General features: G+C 32.5%; 20 protein-coding genes. 5 read left to right on the top strand and 15 right to left on the bottom strand.

Going from position 1 to position 23,229, the window contains the following annotated elements:
• Positions 1–68: 68 nt before the first annotated feature.
• The 8 genes from B0A58_RS06190 to B0A58_RS06155 are packed head-to-tail and all read right to left on the bottom strand — an operon-like array spanning position 69 to position 11,336.
• Positions 69–1,343: an O-antigen ligase family protein gene (locus B0A58_RS06190; protein WP_243389453.1), complete on the bottom strand. Its 1,275-nt coding sequence runs from the start codon at positions 1,341–1,343 to the stop codon at positions 69–71.
• Positions 1,344–1,381: 38 nt separating this feature from the next.
• Positions 1,382–2,503, bottom strand: a complete 1,122-nt coding sequence (locus B0A58_RS06185) for a glycosyltransferase family 4 protein (protein WP_089080315.1) — start codon at positions 2,501–2,503, stop codon at positions 1,382–1,384.
• Entirely contained in the window at positions 2,494–3,726 is a 1,233-nt protein-coding gene (locus B0A58_RS06180) for a lipopolysaccharide biosynthesis protein (protein WP_089080314.1), read from the bottom strand. Before B0A58_RS06180 ends, B0A58_RS06185 begins: the two co-directional genes overlap by 10 nt.
• The gene (locus B0A58_RS06175; RefSeq protein WP_089080313.1) at positions 3,726–5,900 is read right to left on the bottom strand and encodes an exopolysaccharide transport family protein; all 2,175 of its coding nucleotides are present in this window, start codon (positions 5,898–5,900) and stop codon (positions 3,726–3,728) included. The genes B0A58_RS06180 and B0A58_RS06175 overlap by 1 nt, the downstream gene beginning before the upstream one ends.
• A gap of 9 nt (positions 5,901–5,909) precedes the next feature.
• Positions 5,910–6,659, bottom strand: coding sequence for a polysaccharide biosynthesis/export family protein (locus tag B0A58_RS06170; RefSeq protein WP_089080312.1), 750 nt, complete (start codon positions 6,657–6,659; stop codon positions 5,910–5,912).
• Between the two features lie 14 nt (positions 6,660–6,673).
• Positions 6,674–7,114 (bottom strand): response regulator, encoded by a 441-nt coding sequence (locus B0A58_RS06165; RefSeq protein ID WP_014084742.1) that lies wholly within the window; start codon positions 7,112–7,114, stop codon positions 6,674–6,676.
• A 25-nt stretch (positions 7,115–7,139) separates the two neighbouring features.
• Positions 7,140–10,190 carry a PAS domain S-box protein gene (locus B0A58_RS06160; protein WP_089080311.1) on the bottom strand — a complete coding sequence of 1,017 codons (3,051 nt, stop codon included), beginning with the start codon at positions 10,188–10,190 and terminating at the stop codon, positions 7,140–7,142.
• Positions 10,191–10,193: 3 nt separating this feature from the next.
• Complete coding sequence (locus B0A58_RS06155) at positions 10,194–11,336, bottom strand: FIST signal transduction protein (protein WP_089080310.1); 1,143 nt, start codon at positions 11,334–11,336, stop codon at positions 10,194–10,196.
• A 565-nt stretch (positions 11,337–11,901) separates the two neighbouring features.
• Here B0A58_RS06155 and B0A58_RS06150 point away from each other — a divergent pair.
• Both B0A58_RS06150 and B0A58_RS16415 read left to right on the top strand, forming a co-directional pair.
• Complete coding sequence (locus B0A58_RS06150; RefSeq protein ID WP_089080309.1) at positions 11,902–12,609, top strand: PH domain-containing protein; 708 nt, start codon at positions 11,902–11,904, stop codon at positions 12,607–12,609.
• A 12-nt stretch (positions 12,610–12,621) separates the two neighbouring features.
• The gene (locus B0A58_RS16415; RefSeq protein WP_089080308.1) at positions 12,622–12,939 is read left to right on the top strand and encodes a GNAT family N-acetyltransferase; all 318 of its coding nucleotides are present in this window, start codon (positions 12,622–12,624) and stop codon (positions 12,937–12,939) included.
• A 28-nt stretch (positions 12,940–12,967) separates the two neighbouring features.
• Here the strand turns inward: B0A58_RS16415 and B0A58_RS06140 are convergent, their stop codons facing one another.
• The 4 genes from B0A58_RS06140 to mnmA form a co-directional block, all read right to left on the bottom strand.
• Positions 12,968–13,777, bottom strand: a complete 810-nt coding sequence (locus B0A58_RS06140; protein ID WP_014084746.1) for a lysophospholipid acyltransferase family protein — start codon at positions 13,775–13,777, stop codon at positions 12,968–12,970.
• Positions 13,778–13,828: 51 nt separating this feature from the next.
• Complete coding sequence (locus B0A58_RS06135) at positions 13,829–14,470, bottom strand: NUDIX hydrolase (protein ID WP_089080307.1); 642 nt, start codon at positions 14,468–14,470, stop codon at positions 13,829–13,831.
• Positions 14,471–14,554: 84 nt separating this feature from the next.
• On the bottom strand, positions 14,555–16,198 hold the full coding sequence (locus tag B0A58_RS06130; protein WP_243389452.1) for a S8 family serine peptidase: 1,644 nt from the start codon (positions 16,196–16,198) through the stop codon (positions 14,555–14,557).
• Between the two features lie 186 nt (positions 16,199–16,384).
• Positions 16,385–17,572 (bottom strand): tRNA 2-thiouridine(34) synthase MnmA, encoded by a 1,188-nt coding sequence (gene mnmA / locus B0A58_RS06125; protein ID WP_089080306.1) that lies wholly within the window; start codon positions 17,570–17,572, stop codon positions 16,385–16,387.
• Positions 17,573–17,866: 294 nt separating this feature from the next.
• Here mnmA and B0A58_RS06120 point away from each other — a divergent pair, with 294 nt between their 5' ends.
• Positions 17,867–18,490, top strand: a complete 624-nt coding sequence (locus B0A58_RS06120; protein ID WP_089080305.1) for a hypothetical protein — start codon at positions 17,867–17,869, stop codon at positions 18,488–18,490.
• An 86-nt stretch (positions 18,491–18,576) separates the two neighbouring features.
• Here the strand turns inward: B0A58_RS06120 and B0A58_RS06115 are convergent, their stop codons facing one another.
• Both B0A58_RS06115 and mnmD read right to left on the bottom strand, forming a co-directional pair.
• Positions 18,577–18,813: a hypothetical protein gene (locus tag B0A58_RS06115; protein ID WP_223302314.1), complete on the bottom strand. Its 237-nt coding sequence runs from the start codon at positions 18,811–18,813 to the stop codon at positions 18,577–18,579.
• A 54-nt stretch (positions 18,814–18,867) separates the two neighbouring features.
• Entirely contained in the window at positions 18,868–19,536 is a 669-nt protein-coding gene (gene mnmD / locus B0A58_RS06110) for a tRNA (5-methylaminomethyl-2-thiouridine)(34)-methyltransferase MnmD (protein ID WP_089080304.1), read from the bottom strand.
• A 377-nt stretch (positions 19,537–19,913) separates the two neighbouring features.
• Between mnmD and B0A58_RS06105 the strand changes: the two genes are divergently transcribed.
• Complete coding sequence (locus B0A58_RS06105) at positions 19,914–20,978, top strand: branched-chain amino acid aminotransferase (protein ID WP_089080303.1); 1,065 nt, start codon at positions 19,914–19,916, stop codon at positions 20,976–20,978.
• 158 nt (positions 20,979–21,136) lie between these two features.
• On the opposite strand, the gene B0A58_RS06095 is transcribed toward B0A58_RS06105, so the two are convergent.
• Positions 21,137–21,823, bottom strand: coding sequence for a DUF4294 domain-containing protein (locus tag B0A58_RS06095; protein ID WP_014084754.1), 687 nt, complete (start codon positions 21,821–21,823; stop codon positions 21,137–21,139).
• An 84-nt stretch (positions 21,824–21,907) separates the two neighbouring features.
• Between B0A58_RS06095 and B0A58_RS06090 the strand changes: the two genes are divergently transcribed.
• Entirely contained in the window at positions 21,908–22,996 is a 1,089-nt protein-coding gene (locus B0A58_RS06090; protein ID WP_014084755.1) for a M42 family metallopeptidase, read from the top strand.
• Positions 22,997–23,229 lie beyond the last annotated feature (233 nt).

The raw sequence follows: 23,229 nt of genomic DNA, 5'->3' as shown, positions 1-23,229 counted from the left end.
TATTATTTTTGATCTATGATAAAATATAATAAGAAAACTTCATGCGATGTATTGATAATTAAAATCAATTAAGTTGAATTTTTTTTAAACATCTTTTCAATATCAATATCGGGTCTTCGTTTTTTTAGGTGAAGCCTTTGAAATGATGTTATTAAATTATGGTTTCGAAATGAAACCGAAAAAATCACTAGTTGATAAAACAAAATGCCATAATTACTCTCTCCAAAAATGCCAAATTCTGTAAACGAATTGATAACAATAGGTATCATTATACCAATAAGCATTAATTTTGTTTCGCTATTTTCTTTAAAAAATGCTGAAATAGTAAAATATAACTGAAATATTACTATTACTAACCCAATAAAACCTAAACTCATCAGTACTTGCATAAATGTATTATGAGTCATTTTTCCTGGATAAGTATGAACACTTTGAAAAAATTCTTTGTAATCAATTCTCATAAATCCAAAACCAAAAAGTGGCTCACGAGGCAATCCTTCTGTTATTAAGGCCTGCCAAAAAGGCAATCTTCCTGTCAAAGTTAAAATTTCTTCTAACCTTTCTTTGTCGCCACCCTTCAAAATAATTTCATTTACAGCAAATGGTAAAACCATCAAAACACCCCCCACAATGGCCAACTTTAGTCCTTGTCTTTCTGTTTGATTGATGTGAAAAAAAATAATCAATAAAGCCCCTATCAATGAAGATCGAGAACCTGTATAAAACAGGGCATAAAAAATGACTAAAATTTTAATTATTGTCCAAGTTTTGCTTTGTTTTCTATATAAATCAAATATTAAACAAGCAATCCCTACACCAGCTAACATCCCTAATTCATTCGGATTCATAATGATGCCACCCAGTCGGGCTTCTTCACCACCGTTTGTAAGTCGAAAAAACGTAACAGGATCGACCCACATGCCAATCACAAAAATCAATTGCAATCCAAAAACCGTGTTTCCTAACAAATGATACAACCTTATTTGATGTCCTTCAAAAAAAACATCTAATAGTTTTAAACTTTTTATAAAATAATAAGCAAAAACAAAACTTTGAAAAGTCATAAACCATTGCAAAGCACTAAATCCAGGATTGGTACTCCATGAAAAGGAGATTAATCCTTCAAATAAAAAAAATATATAAAAAAGTGGAGCGTAAATATTTTTGTGCTCCAAGGTATTTACAGCTCCATAGGCCACTATTTTTTTATAGGCCACAATAGAAGAAATCATTACTCCCATCCTACCCACAACTTTTATGGCACGTGTAATATTAACATTTTCGCTCCAAGTAAAAAAACAACCTACCATCAAGAACAATATTATGAATAGATAATTATTCATATATTTTAAAAATGGCTCATGATTTATAGCATTTACTTTCATTTTAACAAATATAATTTTTCATTAAAATCAGATAAAATTTTATCCCAATTAAAAGTTTCTGCTACCATTTTTTTTGCATTTTGTTGCATTTGAAAAAATGTTAATGTTGGTTGCTTCCAAATTTTATAAACATTACAAAACGTATCATACAATTGCTCCTCACTTTGATTGTCAATTGTAAATCCTGCATTAAAATCTGATACTAAATTTGCAATATTAGTAGCTTTTGTTACAATAACAACTTTTCCAATTGCCGCTGCTTCAATTACCGACATAGGCAACCCTTCGTTTCGAGAAGGATGTACAAAAACATCCATTTGCTTTAAAACGGCCTCTTTTTCTGTGCCAAACAAACTTCCAAAAAGTGTTACATTTTGCGACAAGTTCAGTTTAAAAATGTCATTTTCGAGTTTTGGTCTTTCTTCACTATCACCTACTATCCACAATTTTGCATTGGGACAAACGGTTAAAAATTTTTCAAATGCAATTAGTAAAGTATCCAAACCTTTTGTATAAATATCTAAACGTCCTATAAACCCCAAAGTAAAAATGTCATTTTTAAAAGGATTTACGGGTATATTATGGTCAAATTCAAAACCATAAGGCAGTAAAACTGTTTTATTTGTAGGTAATATTGAATTTATTCCTAAAACCTCGCTTTCACCTATGCAATGTATTTTTCTTGTATATTGTAATAATTTTTTTTCAAACAAATTAAAATATACTTTTTTCATAATATTACTTCGCTCCATTGCAATGGTATTGTAAGCACCATGTGGTGTAAAAACAAAATCAATTTTATGCTCGTGCAAAACAGTAGCAATGGCATAAAATACTGGAATCCATCCACCGTGTATATGAAAAATTGCTTGATTTTTTTTACTAATCAAAGCTTTTTTCAATTGTTTTGAAATAGCAAATGGATTTTTCTTTTTTAAAAAAATGCGGGTGTCAAACAATCGATCTGCATAATTGATATGGTTGTTATTGGCTAATCCCCAAACCGAAGCTTGCATTCCATACTCAACCTGTTTACTTACTAATTGAAAAACCACTTTATTGACACCATTCATCCGTTCTGGATTGGCTTTGCCCAAAACTATATGTATTATTTCCATAACTTAAATTGATGTTTGATTAACTGAGATTGCCAATACAATATCATTACTATTTGATTGATTATCAGTCCAATAACAGCTCCGTATAGTAGGTAATTTTTCAACAAAAAATGAAAAAATAATAACGAAGACACAAAAGACAACACATATCCTATAAAAAATATTTTGTTTAAAACTAACACTCTCACTGCAATTCGAACTGGGTAACTTATAAAAATAAATACGTATAAAATTGCCATAATTTGAACCACATAAGCATATTGTTGATATGCTACGCCACCTGCTAAGGTGATGATTTTTGAGGCAAAAACAATTAAGACGGTCAAAATAATGGCAAAAAATATACCCGCATAAGCCGTTTTTTGTTTAAGAAAAAAAGTAGCTTTTTGTCTGTTTTGCTGGTATAAATGTGCTACTTTTGGTAGATAAAAATTTTCTACTGTTTGTAAAGCAATATTTAAAAGTCCAAAAAAAGATTGGACCAATCTTAATGCACCTAACGATTCGATACCCAGATAAATGCCCGAAACTAGAACAAAAAAATTGCTTGACAACCACTGAAGAACGGCTACCATAAGCAACCACTTTCCTTGATGAAAATGCAGATTATTGAAGCGTTTCCATTGATTTGGGAACTCATAATTGGTGCAAATAAATATAATTCCAGGTAACGAAGACAATACATTTGCAATTCCGATGGTGAATAAAATCATTTTCAAATTCAATGATTGCATATTTATTACAAAATAAGCAGCAACCAAAATTAAAAAAAATACATCTATAAGTAAATTTTCTTTTAATTGCCTGATACCTAATAATAATTTTCTGAAAAAATCTTGAAATAACAATCCTATGATATAAACTACCGACGGCCAAATGATGCTTTGGATTAAAATTTGTTTTTTGAAAACAAATTGCAATACAAAACCTATATTTATAATAACAATTAATAATGCAATCAAAAAACATAACATCCAAATGTAATATTGTTTTTTGTGAAATTCTTTTGAAATATGTACTTGAAAAGGTTGAATAACCAAAGCATTTGTTACACTCATCGATAAATAGCCTAACAAAACTATTGATGAAAATAATCCAAAAGCTGCAATAGACAATTTTTGTGCAAACAATAATGTTAAAACAAAATTTGTTCCGCTAAAAATGGCTTGGTCTGAAAAAACCAAAAACGTATCCGATAACAAATAGGTTTTTAATTTATCCATTATTTTAGATGTTTTTTTAACAAGTTTATATTTATAAATTTTATAATTAAATCTTTAACTTCTATCACAACATTGGGGTTATAACCTGCTTTATTCAATACAAACCAAAGATTTGGCAATGTGTACTCATCTCTTAATAATTCTATTAAAACTATTCTTTTTTCGGGTGTTTTCCTGCTATCTACTACAAATAGATTGTGGTTTGCCAAGCTCATAAACATTAAGGCTAATTTTTCCGATACAATAGCTTGATTATGAACAATGCACAAATCATAATCAGACATTTTAAGATCGATAATAGCTTGAAAATGATTTTTTGTATAGGACAAATATTTTTTATCCGAAAAATCCACATAATTTTCGTCATCAAAAAAAGATTTCAAATGGCCAGTTACATCAACCAATAACACCTTTCTTCCTTGTTGCATGAAAGCCTTTGCCATGTTGATGGCATGAAATTCATGATGAGAGACTTTATCAAAGGAAGTAAAAGTAAGAATATTTCTAGGTTTAATCATTTCTTTCAATTCCAATTTCATGGCTTCTTTCAAGAAATTTTCTTTCAGATTGGTCCTGTTTTTAATATATGGCGTTGAAAGTGCTATTGGGATTGTTCCATTTTTTTCAATCGTATATTCATCATTAACTTTGGCTTTGGCAAAATGTACCAAATAAATCAATACGATAGAGCCAAACATTCCCATTATGGCCGCTACAATGATGATAATGATTCTAATGGGCGAAATGGGCGTTTTAGAAACCGATCCAAAAGTGATTATTTTGTGAAAAGCTATTTTGGCTGATTTTGCAATTTCTGCATCAATTCGCTTTCCATTTAAAAAATTATAGTTGTTTTCATATAAATTAAATTCTCGATTTAAAATGGCCAACATTTTTTCTTTTTCAGGTATTCCTACAAATACTTTTTGAGCCTCTTCTATATCTTGCGTTAATTCGTTGTATTTGATTTGCAAATTTCTTTCGGTATTTTTAATACTTTCTATTTGATAATCAATTAAATCCTGCATTTTTTGATCTACAATTTTTACTTTTTCATTTTCTGGAGTGTAGGTTAATAATAAATCTTTTTTATCGGCTTGTAGTTTTTTCATGGCTTTTACCATTTCTGTAGATAACAAATCTGTAAAAGCTTCAAAGTTGGGAGCTAATTCTAAATAATTAAATTTTCCTTTGTCTATATAAGTATTCAACTGTTTAATGGCATCCAAACTCATCCTCAAGTTGGTTTGTTGTATTTTTAATTGAGATATTTTTCTTAAATTAGTTTCATTTTCCTGAGTAAAATTTATGATATTATTATCGTCTCTAAACTTTTGTATATTATCTTCAGATTCTTTCAATCGTTTGTTCGACTCCGTAATTTCGCTTTTCAAAAACTCAACTGTAATATTTGCTGCATTAAATTTGTTTTCAATATAATCCTGAATATAACTTTCTGCAAGGGTGTTCACAAAAATTGCGGCTTTTTCGGGGATATTACTTTTAAAATTAATCCGAATAACTGGAACATCTTTGTCAACTGGTACAATATCTAAATTTGTTTCTATTTTGTCCATCAATTTTTGATCGCTCAAAAATTCAAACTCATATCGATCAATAATTTTAGTATTCCTCTTAGTTTCTAAGTAATCCTGATTCAAAGTAATTAAAAATGTAGCCTCATTGATGGTAAAAGGTCTTCCAAATTGGCCTTTGAAACTTTTAGAGGCTTCTTTTTCTTTGTAAATAAATTCTTTGTCCGAAACAACATCCAAAGAGTATCTTTTATCATAAGCTTTGTCTGAACCAAATGTTCCTTCTATTAAAATTGGAGATTTATTATATAATTCTTCCAATCTAAAAGCTCCTTTTCTAAATATTTCGACCTTAAAAGGGAGCTTGTCTAAAACTTTTTTTAATAAACTCGACGATTTCAACACTTCTATTTCAGAGGCTATTTTGTTAGTCGAAGCAAACAAATCCAAATCTTTATACAAGTTGGCATTTGAAATGCCCTCGTGTACGTCGGCCAATTTAATTTTTGCTGTACTTTCGTACATTGGAGTTACATAATTCAAATATTTTTTTGCCGAAAATACAGCCAAAACCATCACCAAAATAACAATTGGCGAGCCTCGAAATAACGGTTTTAAAAGCCTTAAATTTTCGTTCATAGTTGAATATTATTTGAAAAAACCTAAAATTACAGCCGCTGCAGTAACGGTGGTTGTAAACGGTACGATAGTTGAAATTCTTTTGTCAAATTCTTTGAATTTTTTGGAAGGAACTATCACTATATCGCCTGGCAATAATTGTATATTTTTATTCAAAATATCTCCGTCTTTTGTCAAATCAATATTGGTTATTTTAACATTTTCACCCTCTTGTCTTAAAATTTTTATTTTAGTTAAATTAGCATAAAATTCAAAACCTCCTGTTTTACTGATCATTTCTAACAAATTCACGTGGTCTTTGTCTATTTGTACAACATTAGGATTTCTTACTTCTCCTAAAATGGTGATTTCTTTGTTCAAAACCTTGACATCGACAATTGGATTTACTAAAAATTTTTTTAATTTATCTTTAATTTCTGTTTTTAAAACAGGAATTGTTTTGCCTAAAACATTTGTTGTGCCTAGTTTGGGCAATTCTATATTTCCATTATGATCTACCATGAGCCATTTGCCATACACTTCGTTTGAATTGTATATACCGTATAAGGATCCTACACTAAACTCGTCTTCGCCCCAAACCGAGATAGATATTTTATCATCTACTCGTATTTTGTATTCGTATTTTGGATTATAGGCAAAGTCTTTTGCATCTTGCTTTTGTTCTGCAGCAGACTTTTTTGTTTTAGACTCTAGTAAATTTTGTGTTTTACATGCAAAAAGCAAAATGGATAAGGACGTAACAAGAAAAAATTTTCTCATTTTTTATTTATTTATTAAAAATTTGAAATAATTCTTTGAAATAAAGAAGGATTTTTCTTTCTTAATTCTTCCTTTACCTTTATTATTTTGTCGATAATAATAGCCATTTTATCGCTAACATTTGTATCTTTTATTACATAATCAAAAGCACCATATTTTAAGGCATCTACTGCTGTTTTGATATTATCCTGACCAGAAACCATCACTACAAAGATATTTGGGTTTGTTCGTTTGATTTTTTTCAACACATCAAATCCTGTCATACCATCCATATTATGATCTAAAAAAATGATGTCGGGATTTTTATCTAAATTGTTCAAACAATCATTACCATTATCATAATAAGTAATGTCTTCATAATTTAAGTTACGCAAATATTGTTCATGCATACTCGCACAAAAAACATCATCATCTACAATAAAAAATTTGAATTGGTTGTCATTTGGATTTTCCATATTTTTATACAATTTAATTGGTTTATTATTTATTTACTTCGTTTTCGTATAATTCGACTGCTGCTTTTTCTAAAACTATTTGTATTTCGTCAAATAGTGCACTAATAAGCACTTTATCTGTTGATTCGAGGGCTATTTTTTCGAGTAATTTTACTTTATCTAAAATACTTAAAATACCTAATCCTTCGATGCTTGGCTTAATTTTGTGAATCAATCGGCTTACTTCTTCAAAATCATCTTGTTCAATTGCTTGTCTTATTTTTTGAATGGTAATTTTGGATTGTTCTATAAACAATTTGATCATTTTTAGAACAAAATCTTGATTGCCACGGCTCATTTTTTCGATGGCACTCAAGTTATACACCTTTTGGCTAGACAGTTGGAGCGGCATTATGACTTCTTTTGGTGTGTCGTGGACAACTCTTTTTTTAGCTGCATATTTTGATACTATTTCGTACAAAACATGTTCTTCAAAAGGTTTAGAAATATAGTCTGTCATCCCAGCATTTTTACATTTTTCAATTTCAGTTTTAAATGCATTGGCCGAAAGTGCAATGATTGGTGTGTTTAGGTGCAATTCATTTCGAATGATTTTGGTTGCCTCAATCCCGTCTAATTCGGGCATTTGAATATCCATCAATATAATATCAAATGATTTTTTCTTCAACATTTCAATAGCTTGAAGCCCGTTTACGGCTTCTGTAACATCACATTTAAAATATTGCAAACTATTTTGAGCCACCATCCTGTTCATTTCATTGTCTTCTACTAAAAGTATTGAAACACCGTCTAAATTAATTTCAATTTGTTCTGTTTTGGCTTCCAATAGTTTATTCACATCACCTTTTGGAAATTCAAAAACTATCCGAACAATAGTACCAATTTCTTTTTCGCTTTCAATATTAATGTGGCCTTTCATGAGCTGAACAAGCTCTTTGCTGATGGACATTCCTAGTCCTGTTCCTCCAAATTTTCGTGTAACTTCTTTATCTTCTTGCGAAAATTTCTTAAAAATAGAGTCAATATACTTTTTGTCCATACCAATTCCTGTATCGGCAACGGCAATTTCTATTTTTTGTTTATCGGGATGGTTTTCTAACAATTTGCACGTTAGGTTGATGCTGCCTTTTTTGGTAAATTTTAATGAATTTCCTACCAAATTAAACAACACTTGTTCTATTCTTAGTGCATCGCCTTTAAAAACTTTAAATACTGATTTTGATATATTGGCTTCTAAAATCAAACCTTTTTCTTCGGCTTTTGGCAAGAGTACTGTTACAACTTTATGAAGAGTATTTTCAATGCTAAAATCTACCTCTTCCAATGACATTTCACCTGCTTCTATTTTGGAAATATCCAAAATATTATTGATAATGGCCAACAAATGTTTGGAAGCCACGGTACTATTTTCTACATGTTTTCTTTGAAAATCGTTCAACTCTTGTTTTTTCAATTCTCTTAAAAATCCTATGATCGCATTCAAAGGCGTTCGGATTTCGTGACTCATATTGGCTAAAAAAGCTTCTTTTGCTTTTGAGGCTTCCTCTGCTTTTGTTTTTTGGGCTTCTAAATCTATTTCCAATTGTTTTTGATCGGTAATATCCAAATGGATTCCAATAGATCCTATTAAGTTGCCTTTGTCATCAAAATTTGGAGCACCACTTATGGCCCACCAGCGTTGTTCCCCATTTTTATTAATAATAGGAATTCTATAAATATCCGAAACTCCTTTTGTTCGAAGGTCTTTTTTCTCTTCTATCAAGGCTTCGTTTTCTTTCAAACTAAACAAATCTGAGGGTCTTTTGCCAATAAGTTCATGATAATCAAAACCTGAAATGTCGCAAAAACTTTGATTCGTAAACACAATATTTTCCTCTACATCTACCTCTAAAAGCCCCAAATTCATGTTGGCAATAATATTTCGATACTTTTCTTCTTGATATTTTAATTTTTGCTCTGCTTTTTTTCTTACAGAAATATCTTGAATAAATGAACAGAAAAAGGTTTCTCCGTTTTGAATTACAGGTATAATTGAAATTTCTATAGGAAACTCTTGATTGTTTTTATTCACAGCAGATAGCTCCATTTGTTTGTTTAAAACAGTGGTTTTACCCGTTAATAAAAATCGGTCTATACCATGGTTGTGGCTGGCTTTATGCACTTGTGGAATGATTGTTTCAGACAATTTTTTGCCTAAAACTTCCTCTCGGTGCCAGCCAAATATTTTTTCGGCTTGGTCGTTCCAAAATGTAATATTGCCCAAAGAATCAATTGTAATAATGGCATTCAAAGCAGAATTCATTATCAATCTATTCCGTTCTTCGCTTTGTTCTAATAAGTTTTTTGTTAGCATTCGCTTAGAAACATCTGTATATTTCCACAAATGACCTTTGTAAACATTTTTGATGAATACGGGTATAAAATCTCTTTCAAAATAGCGACCATCAACCGTTTGCAATAATTCGTTAGTTACAATTTCTCGTTTACTAACAATTTCTTTTGTTCGGATTTCAAAACTTTCAAAATCTTTAAAAACTGCTTTTTCTCTAAAATCATCACAATATTTACCTACTAAATCATCAGCTTTAACAGATTTTTCAAAAATTTCGCAAAATAAATCGTTACAAAACAATATTTTGCCATCTTCGTCTTCTACTAAAATACCCGATTGTAAATTGGCAAACAATTTTTTTAATAATTCAATTGTTCGCAACAAGGTTGTTGCAACTTCTTTTCGTTTGGATATTTGTTCTTTTAGATAATTGGAAACAAATAACAAATCTTTTTTATCATTTGTAGGAATGGCTTCAAATTCATTATTAAACTTGCTAATACTTTCAAACAAGTTTGCTATAGATTTTTCCTTTAAATCATATTCTTTTTTTAAGTTTTCATTTACTTCTACAAATTCTTTTTCGCTTTCGATAAAGGCATGACTCATCAACTCTCTGTCTCTTTCGTAAGACAAATAAGAATCATTAACTGCGTTGATAAATTTTTTAAACCGTTCGTCTGTAATGATTTCTGGGTCTAAATATTTATTAATTTGTTTTTGTAAATGTTTATGAAAACTCATATATTATTCAATTTCATTTATTCCTGTTATTGTCATGGTTTGATTGTGCAAACCACAATTGCCCATAGGGGTTAAAGGCGAAATTTCTCCATAAGAATAAAAACCTGTCAGTACCGTATCTGTTCCAAAAATGTCTTGTACAGCTTCTACCTCTTCTTCTATTCTAGACCCTAAAATTAATTTTCTACCAACACAACTCACTAAAAAGGCCAAAGCAGGTTTGTGGCTCAATAGCTCCAAACTGTTGCTGGCGGCATCGCTGGCGGCATCTATCAATTTATCAAAATTAGCTTTCATAAACCTAACCTTACATCCTTCGGGAATGTCGCCTGCAAATGTCATGGATTGATGCTCTTCGTCTATTGCTAAAATTGTGCGAACGATGGGCTCTGTTCCTTTTTCTAAAATAATAGATAACGGGAACAAAAGTGCCGAACTTGGCAAATCATTTGCATATTTTCCTAGATAATTTTTATACAAATCCAAAGCATTTTTTCCATCAATTTCATACAATATATTTTCTTTCGATCGGGTAACCACTCTTTCTAATCCAAATGATTCCCAGCCCCCAAGGCTTCCGTGTGTTACTTCTAAATTTTTGCCTCCTAATCCAATAGCTATCAAATTTCCTGTTTTTGGCACTTCGTTGAGCCCTACAAAAGTTTTTTCAAAATGCGTTCCATCTCCTGCCAACCCGCCTGTAATGAGCAAATGAGGGGCTTTGACACTGTTTAGGCCTTTTACCAATTCGCTTCCATTAACATGGCTCCCATCAGATAAAATAAAAACTAATTTTAGAGCTGATTGATCCATTTTGAGGAGCAATTGTTTGCCAGCTTCAAAACTGTTCTGATAATCTGCTATCAAAACGCTCGATGTTTGCATGATACTACTACCCCACTTTATTGCTACCAACGAAATGGTATCATCTAAAACCTCGGTGCCAAATATTTCTCCAGCCGTAGAACAAAGGGCAATTTGAGCTTTTGGAAATTTACGATAAATTGTATTATAAACATCTGAATTTGAAACTAAATGTCCTGATCCAAAACCCAAAACCAAATTTGAAGATTCAAAATCAAAATCTTGATCTTTTTCTGATACTGTAAAAGTATCATTTCTAAACAACAAAGCTACTTTTTTCATAAATATTTGATTTTAATGCACAACGCTTCTAAAAATTCATTACTTTTTTTAGTGAATAACAATCTAATATTGTTATTATTCTTTCATTTTCAAACATTTACCAAACTTGATTTTAATATTCTTCAAAAGTCAAATTTAATAAAAATTTTCAATTTGAAACATTTTTTTTATCTTTTGTAAAAAAAAATCATAATGTCGTTAAAATTATATACTTTCTAAATTTTAAAGTATTTTAAAATAAAAAACGAAAACATCATAAAGTACTGATTATCAATTATTTAAAAATGTATTTCGTTTTTTTAACAATTAAAGTATTTTACTATTTTATAGATATATTACAACAACATTTTCATTTTATCGGACAAAAATAAAAAATTAATTTGAATTAAAATCATTTTTTATCGATAAAATGTTTATTTTTATCGATATAATGTTTTTTTACTCATTTTAAACATTTTATCACTTTTTAGACAACACTTACATTTTTTTATTATATTCGCATCATCAAAAACAATGATTGTAACATTTAAAAAAAAATAAACTTTTCTATACCTAAATTTTAAAAATGAAAGAGCAGTTCAGAAAATTTCTCAATGAAGAGCAAGACCCAAAAGCCATCGAAAAAATATCGGCCAAACTATCTGATTTATTAATGAAAAATGAAGAGGTGGGCTATATTGGTGTTCAAAAAAAACCAGCATTAACCGTTTTTCCTGAAAGTGTGGTTTTAACAAACAAACGCATCATCATTTGCCGACCTAAAAATTTAGGTCTTTCGATGGAGTTTATCGATTTTAATTGGGAAGACGTAGTGGCCACCTTTATTAAAGAAAATATTTTAGGTTCTGATTTCTCGTTTTCAACCAAAAATGATATTCAAGTTACCATTGATTATATCCCAAAAATTCAAGCTCGAAAATTGCATACATTTGCAAAAGAGCAATTAGAGATCATCAAAACAGGAAGTGTTGTTGCCCAAACCATAGCACCAGAAACTACAGCACCCGCCCAATGGATTTCAGAAAAAATTGAAGAAAAAATTGAAGAAATAGAAACAGAGGAAGTAACCAATTATGCCGAAATTATACCAAACAATTTACGGGTTGAAGAGCCAAAACCCGTAGCAAACACACCTGTAGAAGCACCAAATCAGCCCTTGAGTCAAGATGAATTGTTTGCAAAATTACAAAATTACAAAAAATTATTAGACAACGGGCTGATCCTTCAGGGCGAATATGATGCTTTGAAAAAAGACATTTTAAGCAAAATGTAAGCGAGTATTGCAATGAAAATATTGCCCGCTTCAATACTTGATATCCCCAGCATGTTATCCGTTTTTGAACATGCTGTTTTGGATATTTCAACCCATTTTTATTCAAAAAATCAATTAAAAATTTGGGCTTCGAGCATGAATAACACATCCAAATGGCATCAAATCATCGAACAACAAGTGGTATTATTAGCCTACGAACATGAAAATGTTTTAGGTTTTGTTACCCTAGACCACCCAACTACTATCGATTTGTTGTATGTATTGCCCCGTTTTCAAAGGCAAGGGGTTGCTACACAATTGTTTGTAGCTATTGAACAAATAATATTGTAAAATATTACGTTATATCAATTTAAAAAAATCAATACTCCCATTTTCGAGTTTTATTGAGCTTTTCTGCCGCTTCCATTTCTTCAACAGGAATCACTTTCAAAAATGAAGGGTGTTGCTCTATTGCATATTCTACTTTTTCGACAATTTGTTCAATCGTTTCGTTGTCATAATCAATATCCAAAGGTGGTTTGATGATAAATGATTGTAAAATACCTTTTTTCTTGAGTCTCAATCCTTTTTTATCAAAAGACCGTCTGAAACCATCAATTACAATTGGCACAACAATGGGTTTGTGTTGTTTGATGATGTGTGCGGTTCCTTTTCTTACAGGTTTAAATGATTTTGTAGTACCCTGAGGAAATGTAATTACCCAACCATCTGAAAGGGCAATTTTGATATTTTCGGTATCATTTGGATTAACATCTCGTTTTTCACATACATCTTTGCCTTTGGATCGCCAAGTTCTTTCAACTGTAATGGCACCAACGTAGGCTAAAATTCTGGGCAACAAACCTGCTTGCATGGTTTCTTTGGCGGCAACATAATAGATATTCATTTTGGGTTGCCAAATGTATCCAAGGTTTTTAATGGTGTCTTGTCGTCCTTTCAAACTGGCATTAAAAACATGAAACATGGCTACAACATCTGCAAAATAAGTTTGATGATTTGAAATAAATAAAACATTAGTATTGGGCAAATTTTTTATAATTTCAGACCCTTCAATTTGCAATTCGTTAAAACCTCTGTATCTTTTGTGCGTAAGCACTGCAAATATACGGATTAACCATTTTTTTATAAATAATATATGTCCAAAAGGATTGCGTTTGAATAGCCCCATGGTATTGAAAATTAATTTTTATAGGTTGCAAACATACAAAATCTTAATTAATTAAAGGACACTTTTTAAACACTCTTTCAATTCAGATAGGATCATTGCCGTAGCCCCCCAAACAAAATGTTCGTCTATCATAAATCCTGGTACCTCAACAGCTTGCATGTAGGAAGTTTGCATTAGTTTTTCACCAATTTTGGTTTCATCTAAAATATGCTTCAATGGCCATTCAATAATTTGAGCTACTTCGTTAGCATCAGGAACAAATGACAAGCTTTGGTTTGCAACACCCAAAAAAGGATGAACCCAAAAACGACTTGGCGGAATATACAATTGGCTTAAAGGCTTGATGATGTTTATGTCGTTTGCAACAATACCTATCTCTTCAAAAGTTTCTCTAAGTGCCGTATGGGCTAGGGATTTGTCGGTTGTTTCAACTTTTCCACCTGGAAAAGCAATTTGAGCAGAATGCACTCCTTTGTAAGTATTTCTAACAATCAAAACCAAATAGGCTTCTTCGTCTTTTGGATATATTAAAGACAATACCGCAGCCGTTTTAGCCTCGTTCCAAACGTTTTGTCCTTGTTTTTGCAACATTTCGTTTCGCTCGGGTGGACACATTTTGTCATGTGCTACGGAACCTTCTAATGGTGCCACTTGTATTTTTGAAATAAGTGTGGTAAAATCTGAAAACTTCATATCGAAAAGTCGTTTGAAAGAATAATTATTTATTATTAAACAAAAACAAGTATTAGATTATAAATTTGAATTATTGTAAAACTATTATTTTGCAAATTTACCATAGTATAAGGCATACTGATTTTTTAAAACATACATGTAAACACCTGATGACAAATCACTTATGTCAAACTGGTTGTAATTTTGTTCTAAATTCAATACTTTTACCAATCGGCCTTGAACATCAAATAGTGTTATTTGGCCTTTTGCCAAATAACCAAACAATTGCACGTTTAAATTTTGATTTTCTACATTATAATACAATAAAAATTTGGTGTTTTTAGATTCTTTTTCAGACAAGTTTGCTTGATTACTGGCCAATAAAAAATTGGGGATACCATAGCCGTATTGTGCATTTGGACTGTTATACCTATCGGACGATTGTTTGATATAATCTACCACTTGTTGATTGGTTAAAGTTGGATAAGCTTGCCAAAAACAAGCCAATAATCCCGCCATTATGGGACATGCAAACGATGTGCCATTGCCCCCAACAATGCTGCCTTGAAGGTTTGCCATTACTGCATTGACCCCTTGAGCCATCAAATCGGGTTTTATGCGTTGATCAAAACTAGGGCCAATAGAACTAAAACTAGCATACTCCTGATTAGCCGCTACAGCCCCAATGGTTAAAGCATGGGTGGCATCGGCAGGAACACCAATATGTGGATGAGCAGATTGACCTGAATTGCCCGCACTTACTACAACAATAATGCCTTTAGAAAAAGCAATATTGGCTCCTTTTGAGGCAAATGCCTTGTTGCCAGTCATGTCAGAATAAGAATAGGAATAACTAGGATTGTCATAAATAAAATACCCCAACGACGATGTAATAACATCTGCTCCTACCCTATCGGCTGCTTCGGCTGCTGCCACCCAATACGATTCTTCTACTGGGTTTTCAGAGGCAGTATCTTCAGTAACATACAAATAATAAAACGCATCTGGCGCCGTTCCAACTAGCTGCTCCGAAACATAGCCTCCCATACACGACAAAACCGATGTTCCATGACTATTACCCGAATAAAACAGAGTGTTTTGATCTACAAAATTATAGCCCCCTAATATCAACCCATGGTTTTGCAAATATTGAAAAGCTGGCAAAGTATCGACACCTGGAAATCCTGCATCTAACACCGCAATTATTTTTCCAAAACCAGTTTTATTTTGTTGGTGCAAAGATTGCCCACTGAGCATTTGAATTTGATTTAGTGAATTGCCGTAGGGCAAATCTGAGGTTGTTTCAAACGTTTTTTGGATTGCAAAAGGCGGTTGCTGTTGGCTTGTTTTACTATTTAAAGTAGGATTGGCAAATTCAATATGGCTTACAAACGACAAATTGGCCAGTGCATTTATTTGAGACACACTCCCTCGGACATGCACACAATTCATCCATTTTGAGCTTGTTTTTATTACTATACCATTGGCATTGGCAATAGTGTCCCAATAAGGCTGGTATAATGGAACGTCTTGAACAGAAAGCGGTATATTTTGTGCCAATCGCCTGTCCAAAGCCCTCTGAGACAACATCAACAACGGATTACTCAAATAAACTGACGCATTGGGTTTGTCTGTAAAATAAACCCTTGCATCCTCTTGTGCCATCCCCTTTTCAACAATAAAAAACAGAATAGCAACCAACCAAATTGAACCAATACATTGCTCTACTTTTTTAACCACTACCCCCATAATACAATATTAATAATTCATACTCCAAACTTCATACTTAAAACTTCATACTCAAAACTTCATACTTAAAACTTCATACTTAAAACTTCATACTTAAAACTCCATACTTAAAACTTCATACTCAAAACTTCATACTTAAAACTTCATACTTCAAACTTCATACTCAAAACTTCATGCTTCCCCCATTTAAGCAATTACCCCCGAGCCCAAAAGTTCTTCACCATCATACCAAGCAACAAACTGCCCTTCGGTAATGGCCGATTGCGGGTGTTCAAAAACAACATACAAACCATTTTCAAACTGATACAAGGTTGCTTGTTGCAACGCTTGCCTGTAACGGATTCTGGCCATTACCGACCTGCTTTCGCCAGGCTGTAAAGCCAAGTCGGTACGAATCCAATGGATTTCATTATTGCTAACCAACAAAGCTTTTCTAAACAAACCAGGATGTTGAGCCCCCTGCCCCGTATAAATAACATTCTGATTTACATCTGTAGCAATAACAAACAATGCTTCTTTTGTTCCCCCAACATTGAGTCCTTTTCGCTGTCCGATTGTAAAATAATGAGCCCCCGAATGTTGTCCTACTTTTTTACCCATTTCGGGCGTATATTGTTTTTTATGAGACCAATATTGTAATTCATGTTCCCAATTTTCAAATGCGGGTGTTGCCGTTTCATATAATGCAGCATTTGCAGGTATTTCGATAATCATACCTGCTTTGGGTTGCAATTTTTGTTGCAAAAACTCGGGCAATCGTACTTTTCCAATAAAACACAAACCCTGAGAATCTTTTTTCTCGGCCGTTACCAGTTCCATTTCGGCTGCTATGGCCCTTACTTCAGGTTTTGTTAAATGTCCAATAGGAAACAAAGCTTTAGACAATTGCTCCTGAGATAATTGACACAAAAAATAAGATTGGTCTTTATTCACATCTTTACCCGCCAAAAGGTGGTAGGTTGTTTGATGGTTGATGTAGCTTTCTTTTTTTTGACAATAATGCCCTGTTGCCACAAAATCTGCCCCCAAATCGAGGGCTATTTTCATAAATACATCAAACTTGATTTCTCTATTACACAAAACATCTGGATTTGGTGTACGTCCTTTCTCATATTCGTCAAACATATAATCGACAATTTTTTCTTTGTAGGCTTCGCTCAAATCAACCGTTTGAAAAGGAATTCCTAATTTTTCTGCCACCAAAACAGCATCATTACTGTCTTCAAGCCACGGACATTCGTTTGAAATGGTTACCGAATCATCGTGCCAATTTTTCATAAAAAGGCCAATAACTTCATAACCTTGTTGTTGCAACAAATATGCCGCAACACTAGAATCTACACCGCCCGAAAGCCCTACAACAACTCGTTTCATATAACTAGGTAAAATTATTTTAAAATAAAAAAAATATTTGAAATTTTCAGCAAAGATATTGAATTTTAAAATATAAAAAAAAGAGAACCAATGTCAAATGATAGCCCAATCATAATACATCTGTTGGCATTGTAAGGCATAATTGCTATTTGTAAATAAAAATTATTTATAAACAATAATGTTAAAAATTACGAATAAAAACTATAAAACTTCATTATTTTGTATATTTGTAATCTAAAAACAAGGGAAACCTAACATTTTTAATTACAAAAAAACATTAAAACCATCCCATTTATGAAAAAAATGCTATTTTTCGTTTTATTCGCTTTCCAATCTTATACTTTGTTTGCTCAAGGTCTTATTATTGGATTAGCCTCCGGACCAGCAGCTTATATACCAAAAGCTACCGTTTTGAATGACTACCCATTGTATGAAACTGTCAAAAAATTTGATTTTAGCAAAAAGAAAGTTACAATAAAATTCGATGATTTAAGAGACTCTCTAAAGCTAAAAAAACTGGCTTGTGCTTCAATTGAATTGGAAAACAAATCAGAATTTAATGCCGAATTGGGTGCTCAAGTTGTAAAAGCATATATTGACACATTATGTGTTAGATCCAATTTTATAATTTCCGAAAGCCAAGACTCCGAACAAATCACTGCTAAACTTGAAGCGTTAGATTGTAAAAAAACAGGATTTATGATACCCAATGTTCATGGCATTTGTCAAATTCAGTTTGCATTTCAAAATTTTTCAAAAACCTATTGTGTAGATATCAAAGATGGCGATTTGAATGCTCCTGTTGGTAGAATGACTCCTATTTCTGTAAAAAAAGCCAAAAAATTAATGGTTTGTGCCTCTATTAGAATTGCCGTTGAACTGTTTTTAATTGATCTTCAAAACGAAATAAAAAAATAACATTTTAATTGAAATGCTCTAAAAAAACAAAAGAGAAAAGCCTTTTTTAATTGGCTTTTCTCTTTGTTGTTTTACAAAATTTGCTCTTATCTCAAATACACCAAACATTGTTTGAGTTCTGGTTTTGAGGCCGTAAATTTCAAAACCCATTCGTGTAGTTGTTCCAACTCATAAGGCAAAAGCAACTGAACTGCTTTGTTCAACTCCTTACAAAATAGTTTGGGGTCGAAGCTAACGTTTTCTAAAATTTTTCTAGTAAAATCAAAACTGTTTGTGAGCATCATTCTGAAATTTTTAGTGGTTGTTTTTATTAATATGTTCATGTAAAATTACAATTTATTTGAAACAAAAAGGACTTTTTAACAAAAAAATAACTTTTATTTAACCTCTTTAATGGCTCTAAAAAGTTCTCTTTTTCCAGGTGCCCCAGGGTGTTTTTCTACCCTAAAGCCAGCTTGTTCCATGTTTTTTTTAATGATGCTTCGGGCTGCATAAGTTACCAAAACCCCCTCAGGATGAAGTGCTTGATACATTTTTTCAAATATTTCAAAACGCCATAATTCTGGCTGCACCCGATAGCCAAAAGCGTCAAAATAAATCAAATCAAATTTTGAAATATCCTGAATATTTTCAAAAAAATCCTGCCGTTTCTTTAAACAAAAATATGGACTTAATTTGACTTCCTCCTCCCATTTGCATCGATGAATTTCATCAAATAACACCTTTTTTGAAGTGCTTTCTAAAATCACATCATAATTAAGTTGTTGCCGTTCCGATTCCAAAATGGGATAAGCCTCTACGCCCTGATAGCTAATGTTTTGCTGCCGCTTATTGGCCTCTAGCAGCGTAATCAAGGCATTTAAACCCGTACCAAAACCAATTTCCAAAATAGCAACTTGTTGTTGCTCAAATAAATCCAATCCATTTTTGATAAACACATGATAAGCCTCCTGAATGGCACCGTGTTTTGAGTGGTAGCTTTCGTTCCACTCTGGAATGTGAATGGTACTAGAACCATCATTTGTAAGAATAATTTCTCTTTTCATAAAATTTTAAGGCTTTGTTATTGGCTTCCAAAAAAAACACCAAATCTATGGAATTGAGGTAAAACTGAGATATAAAAAATTATAAAAAATTAAAATAGCCCTCCAATTGCCTTCCATGAGAATCCAATCAAGCACTTTTAATCCGCAATAAAACAGCTTTTAGGTGTCAAATGTTTCACTTTAAACGCTATTTTCATAAAAAATTATATTATTCCTATTTATTTCTTTGAAAATGCGATATAAATAAAAAAATAACAAAAAAAGCAATGTTTAATATATAAATCAAACAAAAATTACTATTTTTGTATCAATCATACAAACAAATACAAAATTAAGGCTTTCAAAAACCTTAAAACAAATAATAAATTGACGCTCAAATGAATCAAAGTACTCCAAAAATCGACATCAGAAAAGCCACTGAATCCAAAATCAATACCATAAACTTCGACAACCTTGCTTTTGGTGCGGTGTTTACAGACCACATTTTAGTTTGCGATTATATAGATGGTGCCTGGCAAACACCCGAAATTAAACCTTACGAACCGTTTGTGTTGGACCCTTCGGCAAAAGTTTTCCATTACGGACAAGCCATTTTTGAGGGCATGAAAGCTTATAAAGACGAACAAGACCAAGTGTGGCTTTTTAGACCACAAGAAAACCACAAACGTCTAAACAAGTCTGCAACCCGATTGTGTATGCCCGAAATTCCAGAAGCCATTTTTATGGACGGACTCAAACAATTGATCGATTTAGACCGTGAATGGGTAAAAAAAGGCGAAGGCAACTCATTGTATATCAGACCTTTTATGATAGCAATTGGCCCTGGAGTTATAGCGGCTCCTTCTAGCCAATACCGCTTTTCAATATTGCTATCGCCCGTAAAATCTTATTATGCTGGCGAGGTAAAAGTACTAATTGCCGAACATTATAGCCGTGCGGCCAATGGCGGTATTGGTGCAGCTAAAGCAGCTGGTAATTACGCAGGGCAGTTTTATCCTACAAAATTAGCAAACGATGCTGGTTTTCAACAAATCATTTGGACAGACGATGCCACCCACACCAAACTCGAAGAAGCAGGTACCATGAACTTGTTTTTCAACATCAACAACACCCTTTTTACAGCTCCCGTTAGCGAGCGTATTTTGGACGGGGTTACCCGAAAAAGTCTTATTGCCCTAGCCCAAAAAGAAGGAATTGCCGTAGAAGAACGTTCTGTATTGGTGTCTGAGCTCGTAGAAGCCGCTCAAAACGGAAGTCTAAAAGAAGTATTTGGTGCCGGAACAGCCGCCGTTATCACCCCAATTATTGGGTTTTCTTATCAAGATACCTATTACGAATTACCAAAATCTGACAATTCTTTGGCACAAAGTCTCAAAACAAAACTGACCAATATTCAAACCAAAACTGCCGAAGACCCTTTTGGCTGGACCGTGAAAATATAGTTTAAACATACGTTACCACACAAAAAAAACGTCTTTGCTACACCGTAAAGACGTTTTTTTTATATCAAAAAGAGGGGCAAAAAAAGGATTTCCACTGCTATCCCTCACGCAAAACAATACCGAAGAAACCAACGTTTTCAAAAACATCCACTGCTTTTTTATTGTGCTTTTGAGCTGTTTTGTTGTTTGGCTTTGTTTTCCCATATTTGTTGCAATTCATCATAATCTATTGGCAAAGCGGCTTCTTGTTTTACCAATCGGCCCGAATTAAAAGCCCTATATAAAATGGTTTCTATAAAAAAATCTTCATTGTTTTCTGTAGGATTGTATTTTGTTTTCAAATTTATATCAAACACTTTGGCTGTCGTATTCGACCAAAATGCCTTCCAGCCACTTTTATAATCTTTGATCAATTCAAATGTTGTAAAACCCGTTTGACGGTGAATCAATTTCACTAAAATCTGACCTTGCTTGCGAGACAATTTTTTTAGCTGATCTGTAAATTCTTTTTCTAAATATTCTTGAATTATTTTGGAATATTTACGTTTTTCTCGTTCGGTTTTTAAATGTTCTAAATTTTGATTCAAAATAGTCAATCGTTCTGTACCAATTTTGGCAAACGGATACACTTTATAAACCCTGTTTTGCAACAATAAAAATTGTTTTTTAGTCTCGGGATCCAGCTTTTCTTTTTGGATAACTACTTCTTCCAAAAGTATAGGTTCAGACAAAATTGTATCGTTTTCCTGAAGGGTGTATCCCATTTTTTCGCTGTCTTGAATTACTTGTGCGTGTGCAGAAAATGCAAATAAAACAAGGACAAACCCGTATTGTAATAACTTCATATTTATTTCATATTTAAAAGGTCAAAAATAGAAATAAATGATGCAATTTTGATGCCTATTTAATAATTTAGCCAAAAAAAATTTATGAGTACAAAATCAATATTAAATGAGGCATCGCTTACTTTTTTAGAAACCTATCTAAACACCGCCTCGCCAACGGGTTATGAATCTGAAGGGCAAAAAATATGGATGAATTATATCAAACCCTACGTAGATACTTTCATTACAGACACCTATGGAACAGTCGTTGGAGTTATTAATCCAGAGGCCCCTTTCAAAGTTGTGATAGAAGGACATGCCGACGAAATTGGGTGGTATGTCAATTACATTACCGATGATGGTTTGATATATGTCATTCGAAACGGGGGTTCCGATCATCAAATTGCCCCTTCAAAACGGGTAAACATCCATACCAAAAACGGTATTGTAAAAGGTGTTTTTGGCTGGCCTGCCATTCATACTCGCAACAGAGGCAAAGAAGAGCCTGCCAAACAAGACAACATTTTTATAGACTGTGGTTGTGCTACTAAAGACGAAGTGGAAGCATTGGGTGTACACGTTGGCTGTGTGATTACCTATCCAGATGAATTTATGATTCTTAACGATAATAAATTTGTATGTAGAGCCATCGATAACCGAATGGGCGGCTTTATGATAGCCGAAGTAGCCCGTTTGCTACACGAAAACAACATCAAATTGCCATTTGGCCTTTATGTAACCAATGCTGTTCAAGAAGAAGTTGGACTGCGTGGTGCCGAAATGATTACCCAAACCATCAAGCCCCATGTGGCCATAGTAACCGATGTGTGCCACGACTCTACCACGCCAATGATTGACAAAAAAATTGAAGGCGAAACCAAAATTGGTCGTGGTCCCGTCATTACGTATGCCCCTGCCGTACAAAATAATTTGAGGGAACTCATTATAACTGCCGCACAAGAAAACGACATCCCTTTTCAACGATTGGCATCGAGCAGAGTTACTGGCACAGATACTGATGCATTTGCTTATAGTAATGGTGGTGTGGCTTCGGCACTTATTTCGTTGCCCCTTAGATACATGCACACAACTGTAGAAATGGTACACAAAACAGATGTTGAAAATGTGATTAGACTGATTTACGAAAGTATATTGAAAATTGAAAACCAAGAAACTTTTTCGTATTTTAAATAATATTTACCAAAAAAACAGTTTTTTAGCATGGCTTTAAAACTGTTTTTTTTATTATATATTTTTAAGACCACCCGCAACTGGTGCAATTTTATAAATTATAAGTTGATTTTTAATTATTTTTATAAAATTTTATTTATCTAATATTTTTAATATTTTATTTGTTAAAAATTAATAAAATACGGTTGTTATTTTGGAATCAGTTACGAACATTCGTATTAATAATACCAAATATA

It is taken from the genome of Flavobacterium branchiophilum NBRC 15030 = ATCC 35035 (genome assembly GCF_002217205.1).
GTDB lineage: Bacteria > Bacteroidota > Bacteroidia > Flavobacteriales > Flavobacteriaceae > Flavobacterium > Flavobacterium branchiophilum.
Note: the sequence above shows the minus strand (reverse complement) of the source record. Positions and strands in the feature narration are given on the sequence as shown.